This is a genomic window from Nakamurella antarctica, assembly GCF_003860405.1.
GTDB lineage: Bacteria > Actinomycetota > Actinomycetes > Mycobacteriales > Nakamurellaceae > Nakamurella > Nakamurella antarctica.
Map to the genome: position 1 here is coordinate 3,030,672 of NZ_CP034170.1, position 17,970 is coordinate 3,048,641.

At 61.8% G+C, this 17,970-nt stretch carries 18 protein-coding genes and 1 pseudogene; 8 read left to right on the forward strand and 11 right to left on the reverse strand.

Annotation, left to right across the window (positions count from 1 at the left end; all coding sequences use genetic code 11):
• Window positions 1–36 precede the first annotated feature (36 nt).
• The 3 genes from purU to EH165_RS13620 all read left to right on the forward strand — a co-directional run bounded on the left by purU (window position 37) and on the right by EH165_RS13620 (window position 3,077).
• Complete coding sequence (gene purU, locus EH165_RS13610; protein WP_124799932.1) at window positions 37–936, forward strand: formyltetrahydrofolate deformylase; 900 nt, start codon at window positions 37–39, stop codon at window positions 934–936.
• A 94-nt stretch (window positions 937–1,030) separates the two neighbouring features.
• Window positions 1,031–1,945, forward strand: coding sequence for a proteasome assembly chaperone family protein (locus tag EH165_RS13615; RefSeq protein ID WP_124799933.1), 915 nt, complete (start codon window positions 1,031–1,033; stop codon window positions 1,943–1,945).
• 31 nt (window positions 1,946–1,976) lie between these two features.
• The gene (locus tag EH165_RS13620; protein ID WP_124799934.1) at window positions 1,977–3,077 is read left to right on the forward strand and encodes a potassium channel family protein; all 1,101 of its coding nucleotides are present in this window, start codon (window positions 1,977–1,979) and stop codon (window positions 3,075–3,077) included.
• Window positions 3,078–3,080: 3 nt separating this feature from the next.
• Here the strand turns inward: EH165_RS13620 and EH165_RS13625 are convergent, their stop codons facing one another.
• Both EH165_RS13625 and EH165_RS13630 read right to left on the reverse strand, forming a co-directional pair.
• Window positions 3,081–4,061, reverse strand: a complete 981-nt coding sequence (locus EH165_RS13625; protein ID WP_239020587.1) for a cation diffusion facilitator family transporter — start codon at window positions 4,059–4,061, stop codon at window positions 3,081–3,083.
• Window positions 4,058–4,465 carry an ArsR/SmtB family transcription factor gene (locus tag EH165_RS13630; protein ID WP_206425970.1) on the reverse strand — a complete coding sequence of 136 codons (408 nt, stop codon included), beginning with the start codon at window positions 4,463–4,465 and terminating at the stop codon, window positions 4,058–4,060. Before EH165_RS13630 ends, EH165_RS13625 begins: the two co-directional genes overlap by 4 nt.
• 168 nt (window positions 4,466–4,633) lie before the next feature.
• Between EH165_RS13630 and EH165_RS13635 the strand changes: the two are divergent.
• Window positions 4,634–5,194: pseudogene (locus EH165_RS13635) on the forward strand (SixA phosphatase family protein).
• Between the two features lie 28 nt (window positions 5,195–5,222).
• On the opposite strand, the gene EH165_RS13640 reads toward EH165_RS13635, so the two are convergent.
• Window positions 5,223–5,825: a TetR/AcrR family transcriptional regulator gene (locus EH165_RS13640; RefSeq protein ID WP_164479243.1), complete on the reverse strand. Its 603-nt coding sequence runs from the start codon at window positions 5,823–5,825 to the stop codon at window positions 5,223–5,225.
• Between the two features lie 455 nt (window positions 5,826–6,280).
• On the opposite strand from EH165_RS13640, the gene EH165_RS13645 reads away from it, so the two are divergent.
• The gene (locus EH165_RS13645) at window positions 6,281–7,630 is read left to right on the forward strand and encodes a glycoside hydrolase family 1 protein (protein WP_277870560.1); all 1,350 of its coding nucleotides are present in this window, start codon (window positions 6,281–6,283) and stop codon (window positions 7,628–7,630) included.
• Window positions 7,631–7,771: 141 nt separating this feature from the next.
• Here the strand turns inward: EH165_RS13645 and EH165_RS16595 are convergent, their stop codons facing one another.
• From EH165_RS16595 to EH165_RS13675, 7 genes are all read right to left on the reverse strand, one after another.
• Entirely contained in the window at window positions 7,772–9,790 is a 2,019-nt protein-coding gene (locus tag EH165_RS16595) for a 5'-nucleotidase C-terminal domain-containing protein (RefSeq protein WP_164479245.1), read from the reverse strand.
• A gap of 253 nt (window positions 9,791–10,043) precedes the next feature.
• Window positions 10,044–10,856, reverse strand: a complete 813-nt coding sequence (locus EH165_RS13655; RefSeq protein WP_124799938.1) for an inositol monophosphatase family protein — start codon at window positions 10,854–10,856, stop codon at window positions 10,044–10,046.
• A gap of 77 nt (window positions 10,857–10,933) precedes the next feature.
• Window positions 10,934–11,998, reverse strand: a complete 1,065-nt coding sequence (locus EH165_RS13660; protein ID WP_206425972.1) for an ABC transporter ATP-binding protein — start codon at window positions 11,996–11,998, stop codon at window positions 10,934–10,936.
• Window positions 11,995–12,951 (reverse strand): ABC transporter permease, encoded by a 957-nt coding sequence (locus EH165_RS13665; RefSeq protein ID WP_124799939.1) that lies wholly within the window; start codon window positions 12,949–12,951, stop codon window positions 11,995–11,997. Before EH165_RS13665 ends, EH165_RS13660 begins: the two co-directional genes overlap by 4 nt.
• Window positions 12,948–13,121 carry a hypothetical protein gene (locus tag EH165_RS15880; protein WP_206425973.1) on the reverse strand — a complete coding sequence of 58 codons (174 nt, stop codon included), beginning with the start codon at window positions 13,119–13,121 and terminating at the stop codon, window positions 12,948–12,950. Before EH165_RS15880 ends, EH165_RS13665 begins: the two co-directional genes overlap by 4 nt.
• The gene (locus EH165_RS13670; RefSeq protein WP_206425974.1) at window positions 13,118–13,840 is read right to left on the reverse strand and encodes an ABC transporter permease; all 723 of its coding nucleotides are present in this window, start codon (window positions 13,838–13,840) and stop codon (window positions 13,118–13,120) included. Before EH165_RS13670 ends, EH165_RS15880 begins: the two co-directional genes overlap by 4 nt.
• Before the next feature lie 26 nt (window positions 13,841–13,866).
• Window positions 13,867–14,853 carry an ABC transporter substrate-binding protein gene (locus EH165_RS13675; protein WP_206425975.1) on the reverse strand — a complete coding sequence of 329 codons (987 nt, stop codon included), beginning with the start codon at window positions 14,851–14,853 and terminating at the stop codon, window positions 13,867–13,869.
• Here EH165_RS13675 and EH165_RS15885 point away from each other — a divergent pair.
• The gene (locus EH165_RS15885) at window positions 14,852–15,181 is read left to right on the forward strand and encodes a hypothetical protein (protein ID WP_206425976.1); all 330 of its coding nucleotides are present in this window, start codon (window positions 14,852–14,854) and stop codon (window positions 15,179–15,181) included. The two genes, EH165_RS13675 and EH165_RS15885, sit on opposite strands and share 2 nt — an antisense overlap.
• A 119-nt stretch (window positions 15,182–15,300) precedes the next feature.
• On the opposite strand, the gene EH165_RS13680 is transcribed toward EH165_RS15885, so the two are convergent.
• Window positions 15,301–15,861, reverse strand: a complete 561-nt coding sequence (locus tag EH165_RS13680) for a YbaK/EbsC family protein (protein ID WP_124799940.1) — start codon at window positions 15,859–15,861, stop codon at window positions 15,301–15,303.
• Window positions 15,862–15,911: 50 nt separating this feature from the next.
• Between EH165_RS13680 and dusB the strand changes: the two genes are divergently transcribed.
• Window positions 15,912–17,102: a tRNA dihydrouridine synthase DusB gene (gene dusB, locus EH165_RS13685; protein WP_239020588.1), complete on the forward strand. Its 1,191-nt coding sequence runs from the start codon at window positions 15,912–15,914 to the stop codon at window positions 17,100–17,102.
• Window positions 17,074–17,664, forward strand: a complete 591-nt coding sequence (locus EH165_RS13690; protein ID WP_124799941.1) for a hypothetical protein — start codon at window positions 17,074–17,076, stop codon at window positions 17,662–17,664. The genes dusB and EH165_RS13690 overlap by 29 nt, the downstream gene beginning before the upstream one ends.
• The last annotated feature ends 306 nt before the right edge of the window (window positions 17,665–17,970 follow it).

Below are 17,970 nucleotides of genomic sequence, written 5' to 3' on the forward strand. Positions count from 1 at the left end.
GTCAGGGCGTCAGGGCGTCAGGGATAATTACCCATCGTGACTTCCCCCGCAAGAACGCCAGGAACACCACCGGCGTCCTCCGAACGCCGCTATATCCTCACTCTGGCCTGCCCCGACGGTACGGGCATCGTTGCCCGGATCACCACATTTCTCGCCGACATCGGCGGCTGGATCGTCGAGGCGGCCTACCACTCCGATGACGAATCCGGCCGATTCTTTACTCGCCAAGAGATCCGCGCCGACTCTCTAGCCATCGACTACACAGAGCTGAGCGCGCGGTTCGCCGAAGTAGCGCAGGCTCTCAAAGCCGACCAGTTCCAAGTCATCGACACTCTAGGCCGCAAGAAAATGGTGCTGCTGGTCTCCAAGGAAGGGCACTGCCTCTACGACCTTCTCGGCCGCTGGCATTCGGGCGAACTGGATGTCGACATACCGCTCATCATCGGCAACCACCCGGATCTCGGCCCGGTGGCGCACATGTTCGACATTCCCTTTATGCACGTGCCGATCACGTCAGAAACCAAACCTGCGGCATTTGCCGAAATCGCCCGGTTGGTCGAGGAGCAGCAGCCCGACGTCATCGTTTTAGCTCGGTTCATGCAGGTTGTCCCGCCCGCGCTGTGCGAGAAGTGGGACGGACTGCTGATTAACATCCATCACGGATTCCTGCCATCCTTCCGCGGCGCGAAGCCCTACCATCAGGCCTACCAGCGCGGCGTCAAACTGATCGGCGCCACCTGCCATTACGTCACGGGTGAGCTTGATGCGGGCCCCATCATCGAGCAGGACGTGATCCACGTCGATCACACCGATTCGACGGCCGCCATGGTGCGTCGTGGCCGCGACATTGAACGTTCCGTGCTCTTTCGCGGCCTGAGCAACCACCTGCAGAACAGAGTGTTCCGCGATGGACTACGGACCGTCGTTTTTAAGTAGAGGCATCATGGAGGGTGCCCGAAGGAATCACTTCCCGCCTTCCGGTGTTTCAACCAGTACTAGCCACACCACTGCAGTCTGCGAAAGGTACGTCATGCCCCTCGAGCCCGGCGAGTTGTACGAGCTCCATTTGGAGGACTCGCGCATCGAAGATTTGAGCGAGCCCGTTCTGGTGCACGCCCTCGCCGGATTTGTCGACGCCGGATCTGCGGGCAAGCTTGCCGTCGACGCGATCTTGGAATCGCTCGAGCACTTCACGCTCGCCACCTTTGATGCGGATCAGTTAGTGGACTACCGCTCGCGCCGTCCACTGATGACGTTCGAGCAGGACCGTTTCACCGCATTCGAGGCACCGGAGCTCAAGGTTGTTCAGGTTATCGACCGCGCCGGCACGCCGTTCCTGCTCCTCACCGGTTTTGAACCAGACTTCGGCTGGGAAGGCTTCGTCGCCGCCGTCGGCCACATCGCTGACCGCTTCGGCGTCCGACTGACAGTGGGACTCAACGCAATTCCGATGGGAGTGCCCCACACTCGCCCCACTGGGTTAACCTCGCATGCCAACCGTGACGGTCTGCTGACAACCGCACCGTTCTGGAATGGCTCCATGCAGGTCCCCGGTCACATTGGCGGGCTTATCGAGTTCCGCTTCGGCGAGGCTGGCCGCGACGCCATCGGGTTCGCTGCGCACGTCCCGCACTACTTGGCCAGAGCCGAGTTCCCCGAGGCGAGTCGCGAACTCCTCCAAGCCGCTTCTGAAGCAGGCGGCTTGGATCTGCCGACCGAACGGCTCACCGAACTTGCCCAAGCCAATCGCGTGGCCATCGACGAGCAAGTATCGGGGTCCGAGGAGGTCGCCAACGTTGTTCAGGCGTTGGAGCAGCAATACGACACCTTCATTTCCGCGCGCGGAAAAGGCCTCCTCGCCGACAACGCCCCGCTGCCCACCGCCGACGAGTTGGGCGCCGAATTTGAGGCGTTCCTCGCGGGTCGTAGCACCGTCGAGGAGTAGAACAGCGCTCAAAGGTCGTAGTGTTGCCCTCGTGGCACAGGACAATGACGCGCGGCTCGCGTTTCCGGAACGTAAGCGCGGTCCGGTGCGCGCCATCTCGACCCGCATCCTCATCGCAATCGGCTGCATCGTTCTCACCGCCACGATCGTGTACTTGGAACGGGCCGGCTATCGCGATGTGGAAAACGACCACCCGATCGAGGGCTGGTTGGGCAGTTTTTACTACGCCACCGTCACCCTGTCCACCACCGGCTACGGCGATGTCACCCCCTTGTCGGATTCGGCTCGACTGACCAACATTTTGCTCATCACCCCGCTGCGATTCCTTTTCCTCATCGTCTTGATTGGAACCACCATTGAGGTGCTTACCGAGCGCAGCCGACAACAGTTCCGGTATGCCCGCTGGAGGAGACGCGTGAAGAAGCACACGGTAGTAATTGGTTACGGCATGAAAGGGCGCTCGGCAGTCTCTGCGCTGAAAGACCAGGGCCACAGCGTCGAAAGCATCGTGGTCGTGGATGCCAGCAACGCCAACATTAAGCTGGCGAATTCTGACGGCTGCGCCGGGGTGGTGGGCGATGCCCGACGCGAGGAGGTCCTGCGGCGGGCGGAAGTGCCCAGCGCGGACCGGGTCATTGTCGCCACCGACCGAGACGACGTCTCGGTGCTGGTTACCCTTACCGCCCGGAGGCTCGCCCCCCATGCGACCATCGCCGCGGCTGCCCGCGAGGAGCAAAACATCCCGGTGCTCCGTCAATCCGGCGCTGACGTCGTCATCCCCACGGCGGAATCTGCTGGCCGCCTGCTCGGCCTTTCCATCGTGGCTCCGATGGCTGGCGAGCTGATCGAGGATTTGTTGGAACCCGTTGCGGGACTTCAGATTCTCGAGCGGGAGGTGACACCCGCCGACGTTGGTCTCTCGCCCGCACGGCTGACCGCTCAGGGGGAAATTGTGCTGAACGTGGTTCGCAATGGGGTATCCCACCGCTTTGATTCCGGCGGCGTGCGCGTTTTCCAGCCCGGCGACCGCATCGTCGTCATCACCGCTAAGCAATCCACGCATCACTCCGCAAACTCACGAACCGACCCCCAAGATCCGCCACCGTTGAAGCCGGGCCGGTCTCGTACCTGACACCTACCAGGTCAGGTCTTTGCACATGCTGTGATCAGCAGGCTCGACCTGCAGCGTCGCGTGCTCTATCTCGTGTTTGGTGGTGAGCATCTGTTGCGCCGCGTCCAGAACGCGGTGCGCATCCGCGCCGGGCGCGAGCACCAAATGCGCGGTCGCCACGTTCATCCCCGACGTCAGGGCCCAGATGTGCAGGTCGTGAAGTTCAGCGACCCCCGGCACCTGACCCAGGTCGGCGCTAATCTCTTGAAGGTCAACCCCTTCCGGGATGTGCTGCCCCAGCACCCGCAACACCGAACGCGATAAGCTGACGGCCCGCACCACCACGAAGGCTCCGATACCGACTGCAACGATGACGTCCCAGATCGGGTTTCCGGTAGCGCTGATCAGGATGCCCGCGGCAAGGACCCCGACCGAACCGGCCGCATCTCCGAGCACCTCAATGTAGGCGCCACGCATAGTGATCGAATCCTGAGAACCCCTGCGCAGCAACAGCAACGACACCAGGTTGACGACCAACCCGATGACGCCGACGATCATCATCAGCCGCGTTCCCACCACCGGAGCCGCACCGATCCGGCCCACCGCCTCGATCACGACGAAGACCCCGACCCCGAGCATCAGCAAGCAGGTGAGGCCGGCTGCGAAAACCTCGGAGCGGTACCGGCCGTAGGTCCGCTTACCCGTGCTATCCGGCCGACCCGCGATGCGGGTGGCGACCAGCGCTGCCCCGAGGGCAACCACATCGGTGGCCATATGGCCGGCGTCGGCGATCAACGCCAATGAGTCCGAAAGTAAGCCTGCGACAAGTTCAATGACGAAGAAGCCTGCCGTCAGCGCGAAGGCGATGGCTAGCCGGCTGGTGTAGCGGGAACCGGTATTGGGGCCTGACCCCTGGCCGACCGGCGGAGCGTGGCTGTGGCCGCCGATACCGTGCGAATGGGAGTGGCCCTTGGGGGCTGGCTTGGCGGGATGCTCGTGGCTCATAGCTGGCCCGCGCTCTCGTGCCGGGCATGTTCGCGCGAGAGATCCAGCAGCATCCGTACGTGGGCGTCAGCGAGACGGTAGAACATCATGCGTCCGTCGCGACGGCAGGCGACGACACCGGCGGTGCGAAGCAGCCGCAGAGCTTGGGACACCGTCGTCTCGGCAACCGACACGGTGGCCGAGATATCGCACACGCAGAGCTCTCCGGCCTCCAGCAACGAGTAGAGGATGCGCGTCCGCGTGGGGTCGCCCAGCAGCTTAAAAAGCCCAGCCAGTTCGATGGTTTCGGCCAAGGACGGCCCTGCCTCGCGCGCGAGCGCCACTTTCTCGGGGTGCACCAGCGGCACCACACAGCCGTCGATAACAGCCGTCGCCGGATCAGACTGGGACATAGCGTTCGTCATTACGCTCCGATCACGATTCAATATCTGCACATCTATGCATATGTTGCCCGTAAGTGCGTACGGCTGTCAACCCTCGACTGTCAACCCCCGCCTGTTCACCCTCGCACCTGTGCAGCTGCCAGCCGGGTACTCGACGGGATGGGTCGGCCACCCGCATAGTGAGGCGTGATGAAAACTCTGATTCTGCTTCGCCACGGAAAATCCGGCTACCCCGAGGGAGTTGCCGACTAGGAGCGCCCACTTGCTGAACGAGGCTGGGCCGAAGCCGCCGAGGCAGGCCGATGGATTCGACAGCACGTGCTCACCAGCGCCATCCCCGGACGCGCCAGCGCCGAAGCAGCCAGCTCAATTAGTTCGGCGATCCCATCGTCCGGATTTGCAGCACTCTGCTCGTCTGCGGTCCGCACCCAACAGACGTATGACGCGACCGGATTCACCGGCCCTGTGCGCTTCTCGCGAGCGGTCTACGACGCCACCCCCGGCGAAATCCTGACCGAGATCGGCCGCACGGCAGCCGATGTGACGACATTGCTCGTGGTGGGCCATGCGCCGGGAATCCCAGGGCTCGCGGCCATGTTGGCTCTACCCGATTCCCACGAGGCCCACTTGACCGAACTTAGCGTGAAGTTTCCGACATCAGCGATCGCGGTGCTCACCACCGCCGGAAGCTGGGAGGACCTCGCGGCCACCGGAGCCACGCTCACTCACTTCTACGTCGCGCGGGCCTGACCCCTTTTCAAGCCCAGGGCGTCCCTACCTACTTCGGGTCATTTTTTGCTGTCCGCCGGCCGTGCTGAGCAACGTGATAAGCGAACAGCTCCAGCACCTGCCTGGCCGCCGTCGAATCCTTGCTGACCAAATATCCCAACTTGAGCCCGTCAACAGTTGATACGACCAAGTGGGTCAGCTCAGTGACCGGACGTTCCCACTTGATGCCGTGGCTCTGGGCGATGGCTTCCAGGATCTGCTGAACACACGCGCAGTAGGCCTCGTGCTGCGCCTGGGCAACAGAAATCGGCTCACCGTGTCGCATCCCCGAGAAGGTGAGTTCGTGGGCAGCTTGCTGGAGTTCAGGGTGTTCCTCGACCGTCGCCCACAACGCAAGCAAAGCCAACCTGACAGTTTCGGTCAAGGAGCGGCGCCGGCTGAGCGTCGCGCGCACGGCGGCATCCTCCATATGAGCCAACGAAGCTCCGATGTGCAGAAGCAGGCCCCGCCGGTCAGCGAAGAAATCCGTAAAGTCCGCCTCGTCCAGCCCTGCCCCAGTGCACACCTTGGCAATGGTGGCTGATTCGACGCCTGCGAGATTGATCTGGACCACCGCAGCCTGAACCAGTTGGTTTCGACCTAGCTCGATCATTTCCGCTTCCATCACGCTTTCCCCATCCAGACGGACCCACGTGGGCCGAACATTCGCCGCATGGGCGACGGTCCTCTGGATATCAAGGGCCGCACCGGCACTGGCGCACCATTACGGGGCTGGGAGGCAGAAGGTCTTTCCATCACGTGGCCCTGCAAGTAGGTGACTCAGTTCACCATGCTTTAACTCAGAGTATTCGCCATTCAGCCATGTGGCCTAATCCAGCATCGAGCAGTAGTGGGCAGATTCCAGGACCGAAACCGCGCGGTGGGAGAAAACAGTGTGCTCACCCCCGAGCTCAGCAACCCAGAGCACTCTGCCACCCTGGCAAGTTGGCGCGGTGGAAGCCGCAGATCTGCATCCCGCCTTTGGCCCACGCCCGTCACTAGCGAAAGATGGAGGGTACTTACAACGTCGGTCACTAGGAAGAGAAGCACTTGACGGAGTCGAATCTGTTGCTCCCACGGGGTTTTGGTTTTGGAATCGTGTCTGCAGCCACGGCCGTCGAGGGCCTGGATGCCGCACGCCTCGACGACGAGAGCGCCTCTGGGCTCACTCACGCCGGCGCCTCAATCTGGGACGTTTTTGCAGCCTCGCCGGGACGAATAGTCGATGGCACTACGCGCGCAGACGGTCCTGGTCACCTGCGCAGTTCCGCCAATGTCAGCACTGACGTCGATCTCATCACCCATCTCGGGGTTTCGCACAGTCGAATTTCACTCTCTTGGTCAGCACTAACGGGAGCCGAATCCGGCAACCGGTACGACCGCTACTCCCGCTATATTGACGATCTGCTCGCCAAAGGGGTCGAGGTTGTTGTCACTTTGACCCATTACGACATGCCCCTGACGGTAATGACGGACGGCGGGTGGCTCGTGCGTGACACCGCAGAGGTTTTTGGTGACTACGCTGCGACGGTCGCCGCCAAAATCGGAGACCGCGTCTCGCGCTGGGTCACCATGAACTCCCCGTTGGTGCATACCGCCTACGGTTACGGGCTCGGCATCGAGGCTCCGGGGCTCACGATGCTGGGAGAATCGCTCCGGGCCGGAATCAACCAGCTTGTGGGGCACGGATATGCAACCCAGGCACTGCGTGCCAGCGGAGCGCAGCAGATTGGCATCGCCAACCATCACACCCGCGTCCGTCCGGCCTCAGAGTCCCGCGAGGACATCGCCGCGGCCGAGCTCTATTCGATCCTGCACAACCGCGCCTTCACCGACCCCCTGTTCGGCCTTGGATTTCCAGGGGAATTGGCGGGCCTCATCGCCAGCTCCCCGGATCTGGACTTCGCCAGCGCCGCCGACGCCCACCTCGTGGCGCAGCCACTCGACTTTTACGGAGTCAACTATCACCACCCCGTGATGGTTGCTGCCGCCACCGACAACGCCACCATCCCGTTCACGCTGGTAGAAGATCCCGCTGCCGCCACCGATGACGCTGGCTGGCCCCTCGACCCGTCAGCGCTGACCCAGGTGCTGCTGGAACTCACTGCCCAATACCCAGCCCTACCGCCGCTGTATGTGACGGAGAACGGAACGCACACGGCGCCTGGCATCGACGACGCCGATAGATGTGAGTACGTGGACCAACACATCACAGCCATCGCTGCCGCTATCCGCGATGGCGCTGACGTCCGCGGGTACGACCATTGGACACTGCTCGACTGTTGGGAATTTGGCGAAGGCCTTACACGGCCAATGGGGCTCGTCGCAGTGGACCCGCTCAGTCAAGACCGAACACCGAAGGCCAGCTACCACCACTACGCTGCGCTTATCGCCGCTCACCGCGCACGCTCGTACTGACCACACCAGCATAACGGGCCACATTCAGCGGCGACCATAGCTACGGAGGGCCACAACGAGGCCAATAGGACACTTTCCGCACCGCCCAGATCTGATGCCGAGCTCACCCCGATGAGGTGGAGAAACGCGCGGTGCATCGCTTTACGAAGTCGTGGCCGCACGCCTACGTGCAGCAGCAAGCACACCGGCCCCCAGCATCAGCAGGATCGCGCCGACCCACATGAGTCCAATGGTCGCATCGGAGATGCCGGTGCTGGCCAACCGAGATCCATCGGCCTTGTCGGTGGCGCCAGCAGCTGTCCTTGCTTCTGGCTTGAGCGCGGTGGCGTGGGTGCCAGCCACGGCAATGCTCACAGCCGCGCTCGGCGATGCGCTAGGGGTCACGGAGTCGCTCGTGGGAGGCGCAGATAGTCCCGGGGCAGCAGCGGGCGCAGTTCGAATCGTGAGTGGAAGACGCACTGTGGTTCCGCTGGGAATCGCGGTGACCTGTAGGCGGTAGCTTCCACCCAGCGACTTCGGGATTGTGACACTCACTTCGGCGCCACCGTCAGTGACCGGGGTGACGCCCAAGTCGATCGCTGATGACGCAATCAGAATCGGTCGCAGGCCGCTACCTTCAGCCGCCTCCAAGGACACGGTGATGGCGCTATTTTCAGGAGCCCCGTTGCTGTCCATATTCAACCCGGCAACCTTGAAGGTCAGGGATTCCCCCGCCGTGACCGATCCGGCATAGCCCGTGACCTGTACAGAGTGCCGCGCAAAGTCCGGTGCTACGAGGGGCTTTGACTCCAGGTAGCGCACGAGTGCGTCACCATCGGAAATTCTGGTTGCCACCGAGTCTGTGGCCAAACCGAGCGCAGGGAAGCCTGCGCTGTCCCGCGCCAGCGTCGAGTACGTGCCGATCCGGTACGTTGCCGCGTTGTCGAGTTCAGCGCCATTAATGGTCACGGCACCGATGCGTGAACCTGCTGGGGCGGCGTCATCAAATGTGTACGTCACGTTGTCCGAGAGACCGAACTGCACGTACGACATATCTGCTTGCCATTGCTCTTCGAGCAGTTGCCTGAACTGCGCCCCGGTGAGTACAAACGTGGCGAGCAAGTCGTTTCTTGGCATCACCGCAGCTGCTTCGCGTGCGGTAACGATTCCGTCCGGAGCCAGCAGCAGGTCGCTACCGATGGCACGCGGGTCGACCAGGCCGATCTCTGTTGCGTTGTATTGCGGAGCTGCCACTGCGGCCTTCACCGAGTTAGCCAGCAAATTGCCAAGGGCCGATTCTTTGGCAGAATCGCTCGTCCCGTTGCCTACATAACTGCTGTTGACGTAGCTACCGGCGGTAAAAGCCCTGGTGATATCGGCGGCAACGGACCCAACGGTCCCGTCGGCTGGCACTGATGGCGGCGCCGGGAGGACTGGGCCCACTGGCACATTAGGGGTGCCCGGACCAGCGGGAACAATCGGCCCAGCCGGGATTACGGGCACAGCCGGGATTACAGGACCGGCCGGGATCATCGGGGTATCTCGCTGCGGGCCTGGAAGACCCACCGTGGGAGTGGCCGATGCAAAATCGGCAGCGCTGACGCCGGTGCGGGTGTTGGCGGCGTCTCGACTTAAAGCCTCCGATGGCCCGGCGGCCTGGGCAGGCGCGAGGACGGAGCCAGCCAACGAGCCATAAAACATATCGTCAAGAACCCCCGTGCCAGCGGTGCACGCATCCCCGTCGCACGTCAGAAGGTCCGTCCCCGCGACAAGAGCCACCCCGCCAGCGTTACTTCCCAGCTCTAATTCCGGCGAAATCAGTTGCGACACCGTATCCAAGGATTGCCCGGATCGGCCCCGCTCGGGTCCGGTCACGACAAAATAGCCACCGGGAAGAAGGGCGCCTGCCAGTGGGACCTGAGTCCAGGTGCGTCCGTCATCGGAGAACTGGAGAGAGACGCCGCTGAGCTGAACTGTGGAGGAACCGTGGTTGTAGATCTCGACAAAATCACTCACAAATGCAGAAGCAGCTTCGTTGCTGCCAGCGTAAATTTCGGAGATGACGAGGTCTGGCAGCACGTCCGCAGTGGCGACACCGGGCGTTATCAGAAGAGGGCTCACCAAGGCCAGACCAGCGACCAACGTGGCGGCCACAGTTCTCTTGGGACGATTCAAGCCCATGACGTACCGCTCCTTCATAAAAAACCGTTGTGCGCCCACTCCATGACCGGCCGAGGGCAATCCTGACTATGAGTCACACCTTAGGCCATTTGGGGGATCCATGTCCAGCCTGCGAGCCTCGATTATTACTCAGGGTATCCAATTGAGCGAATGTGTCTCAAACATTCAAGCAATCACCCGTTGAGGTGACTCTGCGGGCGCCGGCGCCCCAGCTGATTTTTAGGGCAGTAGCAGCGAGTCCGGCATGGCAACCCTAATCACGGACGCCAGCTAATTCGGCCGCTGTCATCACCAGCGACCGCAACTCGTCATGCAACGCGGGTGCGGCAGCCAAGACACCGGTTGCAACCCCCGTTGGCGTGAAGGTAGTGACGGTGGCACCCGCTTCGGCGGCGATCAGTCCCCCAGCCGCGATATCCCAACGCTGCACGCCCTCTTCGAAGTAGGCGTTGGTGGCGCCAGCAGCGACGCCGCACAAATCGAGCGCGGCGCTACCGATCCGGCGGATATCTCGAACTAGCGGAAGCACCCGAGCGATCACAGCGCCTTGGGCGGCGCGGCGCGGCGCGCTGTACCCGAAACCTGTTGACACCAGCGCTAGCGCTGCGGGTACGGCTGGCGCGCAGTGAATCTGCAAGCCGTTTCGATAGGCACCGCCGCCGCGGCAGGCGGAGAACATGAGGTTGCGCACAGGGTCATAGACCACCCCCACTACAGCGCCCTGTGCATCCTCGGCCGCCACGCTCACGGAGAAGTTATCGAGCTGGTAGAGGTAATTGACGGTGCCATCCAGCGGGTCGAGAACCCAGGTGATTCCGGACAAGGAGAGGACCGCTGCGCCTTCCTCACCCACAAAGCCGTCTCTTGGACGCTCTCCGCTGATCATCGCGACCAACAAGTCCTCGGCCGCGCGATCAGCATCCGACACTGGGTCCGTAGCGGAGCTTTTCGCATCCAACCCGGAGACAGTTCCATAGCGGGAGAGTAATTCGGCCCCGGCGGCCCGAGCAGCTCTCATAGCCAGATCGAGGAGGGATTCAGACAGGGCAACGGGATCCGGGCTCATCGACTCATTGTTTCACGCCCGGAACCCGTCCTCCGGGAGGCTTCCGGGAGGCTTCCGCCCGAGACAAACACAGCCCGCTACGGCGCGACGGCTAGCGCTGGCACCGCCGCTAGTTCCAGCAAAACAGCCTGCCCGGCAAACAGTTCGGCCGTATTCACCGACGTCAACTGGGCGAAGACGAGAGTCTCGTCATGCAGCCTGACCTGGACACGTCCGTGCGCGCCAAGGAAGCTGGTCGTCACCACCCGCGCATTGGCTACGGCTGGATCAGCTGGCATGACACGGACAGCCTCGGGGCGCACCAGCACCACTGCCGCACCCGATGGCACAGAACCCGGCAGCAGCGGGACCTGCGAACCGAGAACCGTTGCCGCGCCGCCAGAAACGGTGCCCACAAGCCGGTTGGTGGAACCGATGAATTCGGCTACGAACGCTGAATTTGGGTTGTTGTAAATCACTTCGGGGGCGTCGATCTGCTCGATCTTCCCTGCCTTCATGACCCCCACCCGGTCGGCGATCGCGAGAGCTTCCTCCTGGTCGTGGGTCACAAAAAGCGTAGTAATGCCCACTTCGAGTTGAATACGCCGAATCTCGTCACGGAGCTGTACCCGCACCTTCGCATCCAAAGCTGAGAGCGGCTCGTCGAGCAGTAGCACCTGAGGCTGAATCGCCAAGGCCCGAGCTAGTGCCACCCGCTGCTGCTGGCCACCAGACATCTGATGCGCGTAGCGATCTCGCTGGACGCCGAGCCCGACCAGTTCCAGGTACTCATCTGCGGTTTTGTTCCTCTTTGCCGCATCCACTCCGCGAAGACGCAACCCAAAGGCCACGTTTTCCTGCGCCGTCATGTGCGGGAACAGCGAGTAGGCCTGAAAAACCATGCCCATATCGCGCTTGCTGGTCGGGACGCTGGAGATGTCCTTCCCATTCACTACGACGTGACCGGAGTCTGCATCCTCGAGTCCGGCAAGTACTCGCAGTGCAGTAGTTTTGCCGCAGCCGGACGGGCCAAGCAGAACGACCAATTCGCCGGGCGCCAGCGTCAGCGTCATCCCGCTGAGAGCCTGAAGTTCGCCGTAGCTGCGACGCAAGTCCTGTAGGGAGACCCCCACGCCTGTCGAGCTGCGTACATCCGTGGTCACGAAGTTTTCCCCTTACGGCGGGTGCGGCCCTTGCGGGACGCGGTTAGGAGCGAAAGGAACAGGAGGAGGAAGAGCGCAACGAGCAACGACACCAGCGAGAGTGCCATCGCAAGGCGCGGATTATCCTGCCCGATACCCACGATTGAGGTCGAGAAACTCTGCCGTGCAAGCCTTTCGGCAAACGTAAACTCTCCCAGAACCAAGGCGAGAGAGATGAAGCTGGCGCTCACGAGCGCTGTCCTGATGTTCGGGATCACCACCCGCCAGAGGACCCCCAGCCACGACGAACCCAGCGAGCGCGCGGCTTCGGACAGCGTCTTGATATCGATCGCGTCCAACCCTGCGTCGAGCGAACGGTACGCGAACGGGAGAACCAGGATTGCGTACGCGAAGCAGAGCCAGAGTGTGTCGGTAGAGAGCACATTTGACAGCGTGCGATAGATCGGCGCCAACCCCACCACCAAGACGATCGCTGGGATCGTCAACGCTAAAAGGCAGGTGAATTCCATGGTGCGCCTGAGCCATGGGAGGCGAAGGCGAATCCAGATCATTGCTGGGACGAGCAGGAACAGCATCAGTGCGATAGTGAGGACGACTAGAACTAGCGAGTTCGTGAGGCCGGTCCAGATTTGCGCACTTTGGATGCCAACCCGCCTACAGGCAGCGATTAAGGTTTGATTTCCCTCGGCGGAGCAGTCCTTACTTCCGGCGGTTGCCAAACCGCCAACAGCTTTCCAGGCAGTCCAGATCCACTTCCCACTCAAGGTGTGGCTGCTGGAATAGAACAACGAGTACATCGGAATCAGGAAGAAGAGACCGACGACGGACACTGTCGCCCAGCGGAAAACAGTTGTTTTACGTCTGCGCGAGGCACGAAGCTTACGCGAGCTGGGACCCAAGGTCGCTGGGGTAGTGGACGTCGCAGGAATGATCGAAACGGAATCCGTCGTCATCTGAGCCATCTTGTCGCCCGCCTTTGAAGTCGCGCGTTGGCGAACATGATGATCGTGACAACGACGATCATTCCCAGCGCCAAGACTTGCGGATAGTTACCCTGGTCGGTTTGCTCATTCGTCATCGCGTCGGCGATTGCCGTAGGTACCACGGTGCTCGAACGGGTCAAAGCTGCGATGGTTGCGTAGGCAGAAAAGGAATTCGCGAATAGCAGCAGAAATGATGAAATAAAGGCTGGGGCCAGGATCGGACCAGCCACACTTCGCCAATACATCCAGGTTGATCCCCCAGGGTCTCTGCCGCCTCACGCCACTGCGGTTTGATGCCGTCGAGCGCGGGGAGGAAAATGATCACCATCAGCGGGATCTGGAAGTAGGCGTACACCAACACGAAACCGTTGAACTGGTAGAGCCACCCCTGGGATAGCTCGATTCCGAAGGAGTCTCGCAGCAGCCCGGTAACAAATCCCTCGTTGCCGACCGAGGCGATGAATGCGAACGCCAGCATGACCCCGCCGAACTGGGCGAGGACTGAGCAAGCAGCGACCAGTACTTTACGAACCGAGGCCGTGGGCGCAGCTGTCGCTAGCGCGTAACAGAGAAGACCGCCGACCACCACACCGAGGAAGGCGCTGGCAAGGGAAAGCAGCATCGATTCCTTGAACACGGTGAGAGCCGATGAGCTAAACAGCCGCTTCAGGTTCTCGGTGGTAAATGCACCTTTTTGGTCCTGGAAGGACTGCACGATCACCAGGATCGTGGGGAGGATGAGAAAGATAGCGACGTAGATGAAAAAAGGCGCCGTCGGCAGAGCGCTTTTCAGATTGCGTGTCCAGCTGCGCCCCCTGGCCTGAACGGCCGGGGGCGCAGCGGATACCGTGCTGATCATCGAAATTCGTTTCCCGGTCTGGAAAATCAGCCCGTGATTTGCTTCCACTGTACGAGCAGATCTGCCTTCGACTTCTCGGTCTGAGCTGCGGTCTGGCTCACTGGCGGGGTGGCGCCACCAAGTGCGTCGAGACTGGCCTGATCGACCGTCTTGTCCTTGATCATCGTGTCAAGCAGGATCGGTCGTGCGCCACCGGCGAGCCACAGATTCTGGGCTTCGGGGGTGTAGAGGAACTCCTGCCACAACCGAGCGGCGGCCGGGTTGGGAGCGTCGAGGTTGATTGCCTGGTTGTAGTAGGAACCAATTGCGGCGCCTTCCGGGACAAAGGTCTTCCAGTCGGTGCCTTCAGCGCTCATACCTTGGGCGTATCCGGTCTGCAGGTAGCTCCAGTCGATGACGACGCCGACTTCGCCCTGGGTAACGACGGCAGAGGTGACATCTCCGAGAAACATGTTGCCGGCGTCGTTGAGCTTCTTGAAATAGTTTACACCGGGAGTGATGTCGTCCAACGAACCGCCGTTAGCAAGCGAAGCCATCACGACGCCGTTATAGGCCGCGCCTGCTTCGTTCGGGTTACCGTTGACGGCGACGACGCCTTTAAACTTCGGATCAAACAGCTGGTCGAGGCTAGTGATTTCGCCGAACTTGGTGGAGTTGTAACCCACGGCCATGATGCCCGTGTAGTCACTGGTCCAGAGGCCGGTGGCTTCTTTGTTCAGCTCCGGAATCTTGTCCCACGCCGCGACCTTGTAAGGCGCGAATTTGTCGAGGCTACCCAAGGTGACGCTGGTGCCGAGGTCAAAAACATCGGGTGCCTTGTCGGTGCCCTTGTTAATCTCGGCTGCGGCGATCTCTTCTTTGGAGGATGAGTTGGGCGCCTGCTCTTCGACCTTGATGCCCGGGTACTTGGCCATGAAGGCGTCCAGAACCGCGCCATAGTTGGCCCAGTCACGTGGGAGGGCGATGACGTTGAGCTTGCCTTCTTTGTTAGCAGCTGCTTCCAATCCGGCCATGCCACCGAAGTCGGCCAGCGACGTTGCTTTCTTCGCATCTCCCATCGCCGCTGGTGCTGCAGAGCTGGAGGCATCCGAGGTGGGGGCAGCGGAGCTCGCCGCCTCAGAGCTGGAAGATGCCGGAGCTGCGGCCGAGGTGCTGCTGCTGGCGGCAGGTGCGGCAGCTGATGTGCTGCTGCTCATCGCACCCTTGTCGGAACTTCCACAAGCGGACGCGGCGAGGGCGAGGACTGCGAGTGAGGCGATGATGCCTACACGTTTTTGTGCGATGCGCACTTACTACCTCCTGAGGTGGGAACTGTCGATGATCGTGCAAGGACAACTCTGATGCAGCCAGATGAACACGCGGTGTCCTGCAGGCCGACTTGTAAGTAACGAGACCCAAAAGGTAACAACTTTGTAATGAGTTGCGGATCACGAAACGGCCTCAATTTTTGGCACGAATCTTCATCGCGTGGAACTCGTCGGCTCACTCGCCAGGCCGTCAATCACCTCGGCACCTGGCAATGCCGCGAGGGATGCGCCAGCGATAACGATCTTGGACTTGCGCAAACCACTTCCAATGACCACGAGGCCCGCCTCCACCACCGCGCGATCGATGTAGACAGACCAGGGCGCCGGCAACCCGATGGGAGTGATCCCGCCGTATTCCATCCCGGTGGCCGACACCGCTGCGTCCATGGGGGCAAAAGAAACCTTCCGCACGTCCAGCAGCCTTTTAATGGTTCCGTTCACATCCGCTCTCGTCGTCGCTAGCACCACCGCCGCAGCCCACTTCCACTGATCACCTCGTTTTCCCAGCAGCACCACGCAGTTGGCGCTGGAGGAGAGCCGCACGTCGTAGGCGGCGCAAAAGGCAGCTGTATCAGCAACTCCCGGGTCGATAGGGGCCACCGCGACGGCGAAGGTTGCAGAGGTTGCCAGCGCCTGCGACACCGAAGCGGCGAGTAACTCCGGCGCCTGCCTGGCGTCGACGGTGGCAAGATTTCCCAGTGTCAAAGCGGTCATGTTTTCACACCATAGTGCTGCGATCGCTGGCGATCAGGGACAATGGGCCAGTGAGTACCACCATTGAAACCCCGACCGCTGACGTCGCTGCCCACGGTCCGGCGAACCCCGCAATTGCCCCCCTGCAAATCGGGCAGTACAGCGTCTGGCCGCCGGTGGTGCTGGCGCCGATGGCAGGCATTACTAACGGTTCTTTCCGCAAACTGTGCCGCGAATTTGGCGCCGGCCTCTACGTCTGCGAAATGGTGACCACGCGGGCGCTGGTAGAGCGCGACCCCAAAACGATGGACATGGTGCGATTCGGCCCTGAGGAAAAGCCTCGCTCGCTGCAGCTGTATGGCGTAGATCCCGTAGTCGTCGGCCGGGCCGTGTCAATGGTGGTGGACGACAACCTGGCTGACCACATCGATCTCAATTTCGGGTGCCCGGTCCCCAAGGTGACACGACGCGGCGGCGGCTCAGCGCTGCCTTACAAGCGCAAGCTTTTCGAGTCGATCGTGAGCACCGCGGTTCGAATCGCTTCCACTGCAAACATTCCGGTGACGATCAAAATGCGCATCGGCATCGACCCCGAACACATCACCTACCTCAATGCGGGCCGGATCGCGGCAGATAGTGGGGTTGCTGCGGTCGCACTACACGGCCGCACCGCGATTCAGCACTATTCGGGAAGCGCTGATTGGTCAGCGATTTCACGGCTCAAGGAGGCGGTGACCACCGTCCCTGTCCTCGGTAACGGCGATATCTTTGCAGCCGGCGACGCGCTTGCGATGATGGAGCAAACCGGATGCGACGGGGTTGTTGTTGGCCGCGGCTGCCAAGGTAGGCCGTGGTTATTCGCCGAGCTTGCCGCCGCCTTCGATGGCCGAACCCTACCTACCCCACCAGACCTGCGGGCCGTCGCAGGCATCCTTCAGCGGCACGCCCAACTTCTCGGCGAAGAGATGGGGGCAGACCGCGGCATGCGCGATATGCGTAAGCACTTCGCCTGGTACCTCAAGGGTTTCGCTGTGGGTGGGGAGATCCGGGCCGCCCTCGGGACGGTGTCCTCGATGCCCGAGCTTCAAGATTTGCTGAGCCGAATGGACCTGGACCAGCCCTACCCACAGGCTGCCGAGGGCCCCCGGGGGCGTCAGGGAACGGCGCAGCGACGGGTACACCTGCCCGAAGGCTGGCTTGACGATCCGGAGGAGGACGTGGTGGTCGCCAAGGATGCCGAGTTGGACATCAGTGGCGGCTGACCGGCTCTGCGGCAGGGAAGAGACAACTCGTACTCTGACCCTGGCGCTGACGCTCCTGCTGGCTCTGACCCTCATCGGGTGCTCCGACAGTGAGAATTCTGCTCCAACAAGCTCCACCGCCACCGCCAGCGAAGTCGCGGTCACGTCTGCGCTAACGGCCGCCGCTTCCCCTGGTGCCGCTTCCCCCGCCGCCGATGTACCCGCCGCCGACCGCCGCGCAGTGGATGACGTGATCAGTCAGATCAACGCGACGTCCCGCGGAGATGTTGCCGCGCAGCGAGCACTCCTGGTGTCGCTGGCACACCCTGACTTTGCCGGCCAGCAGCGCGCCTGTGCTCCCTCAACCATCACTATCGGACTCGACCCTGCAAACGATCACCTGCTCGCGACTCCCGGCTGGCGACCACTTGGCGTCCAGGTGGACCCGTCGGGCATCCTTTATCGCGTTCCCGCGCTCATCACCGTCTACGTGGACGGTCGGCGGACCGGAACCGATATGACCATGTTGCGATTCGCTATTCTGGGCGGCGCTGCCAGGCTATTTCCCTTCTGCCTGAACTAAGACCCCCCTCCTTGTGCGGATCTTGCCGAGGTAGGGCTCACGATGTGTGCTTCCCGAGAACCCGGGAGAGTGATTGCGATGGCTTGAGCAACCCGCGCCGGGCGCCGAATATTGGCCTCGGTACTGGCTTGAACAGGCAAGACGGACAAGTGTGGGGTATCAAACATCCATATCCCGGCAAAACGGTTAATAATGAACGAGGGTTAGCAGGAACCGATGCCCTGCACAGCGCGTCTGAAACCTAGATTCGTAGCCACACCAGATTCTAGATTCCCGACCACAACAGCACGGCATCCGGAATACCGA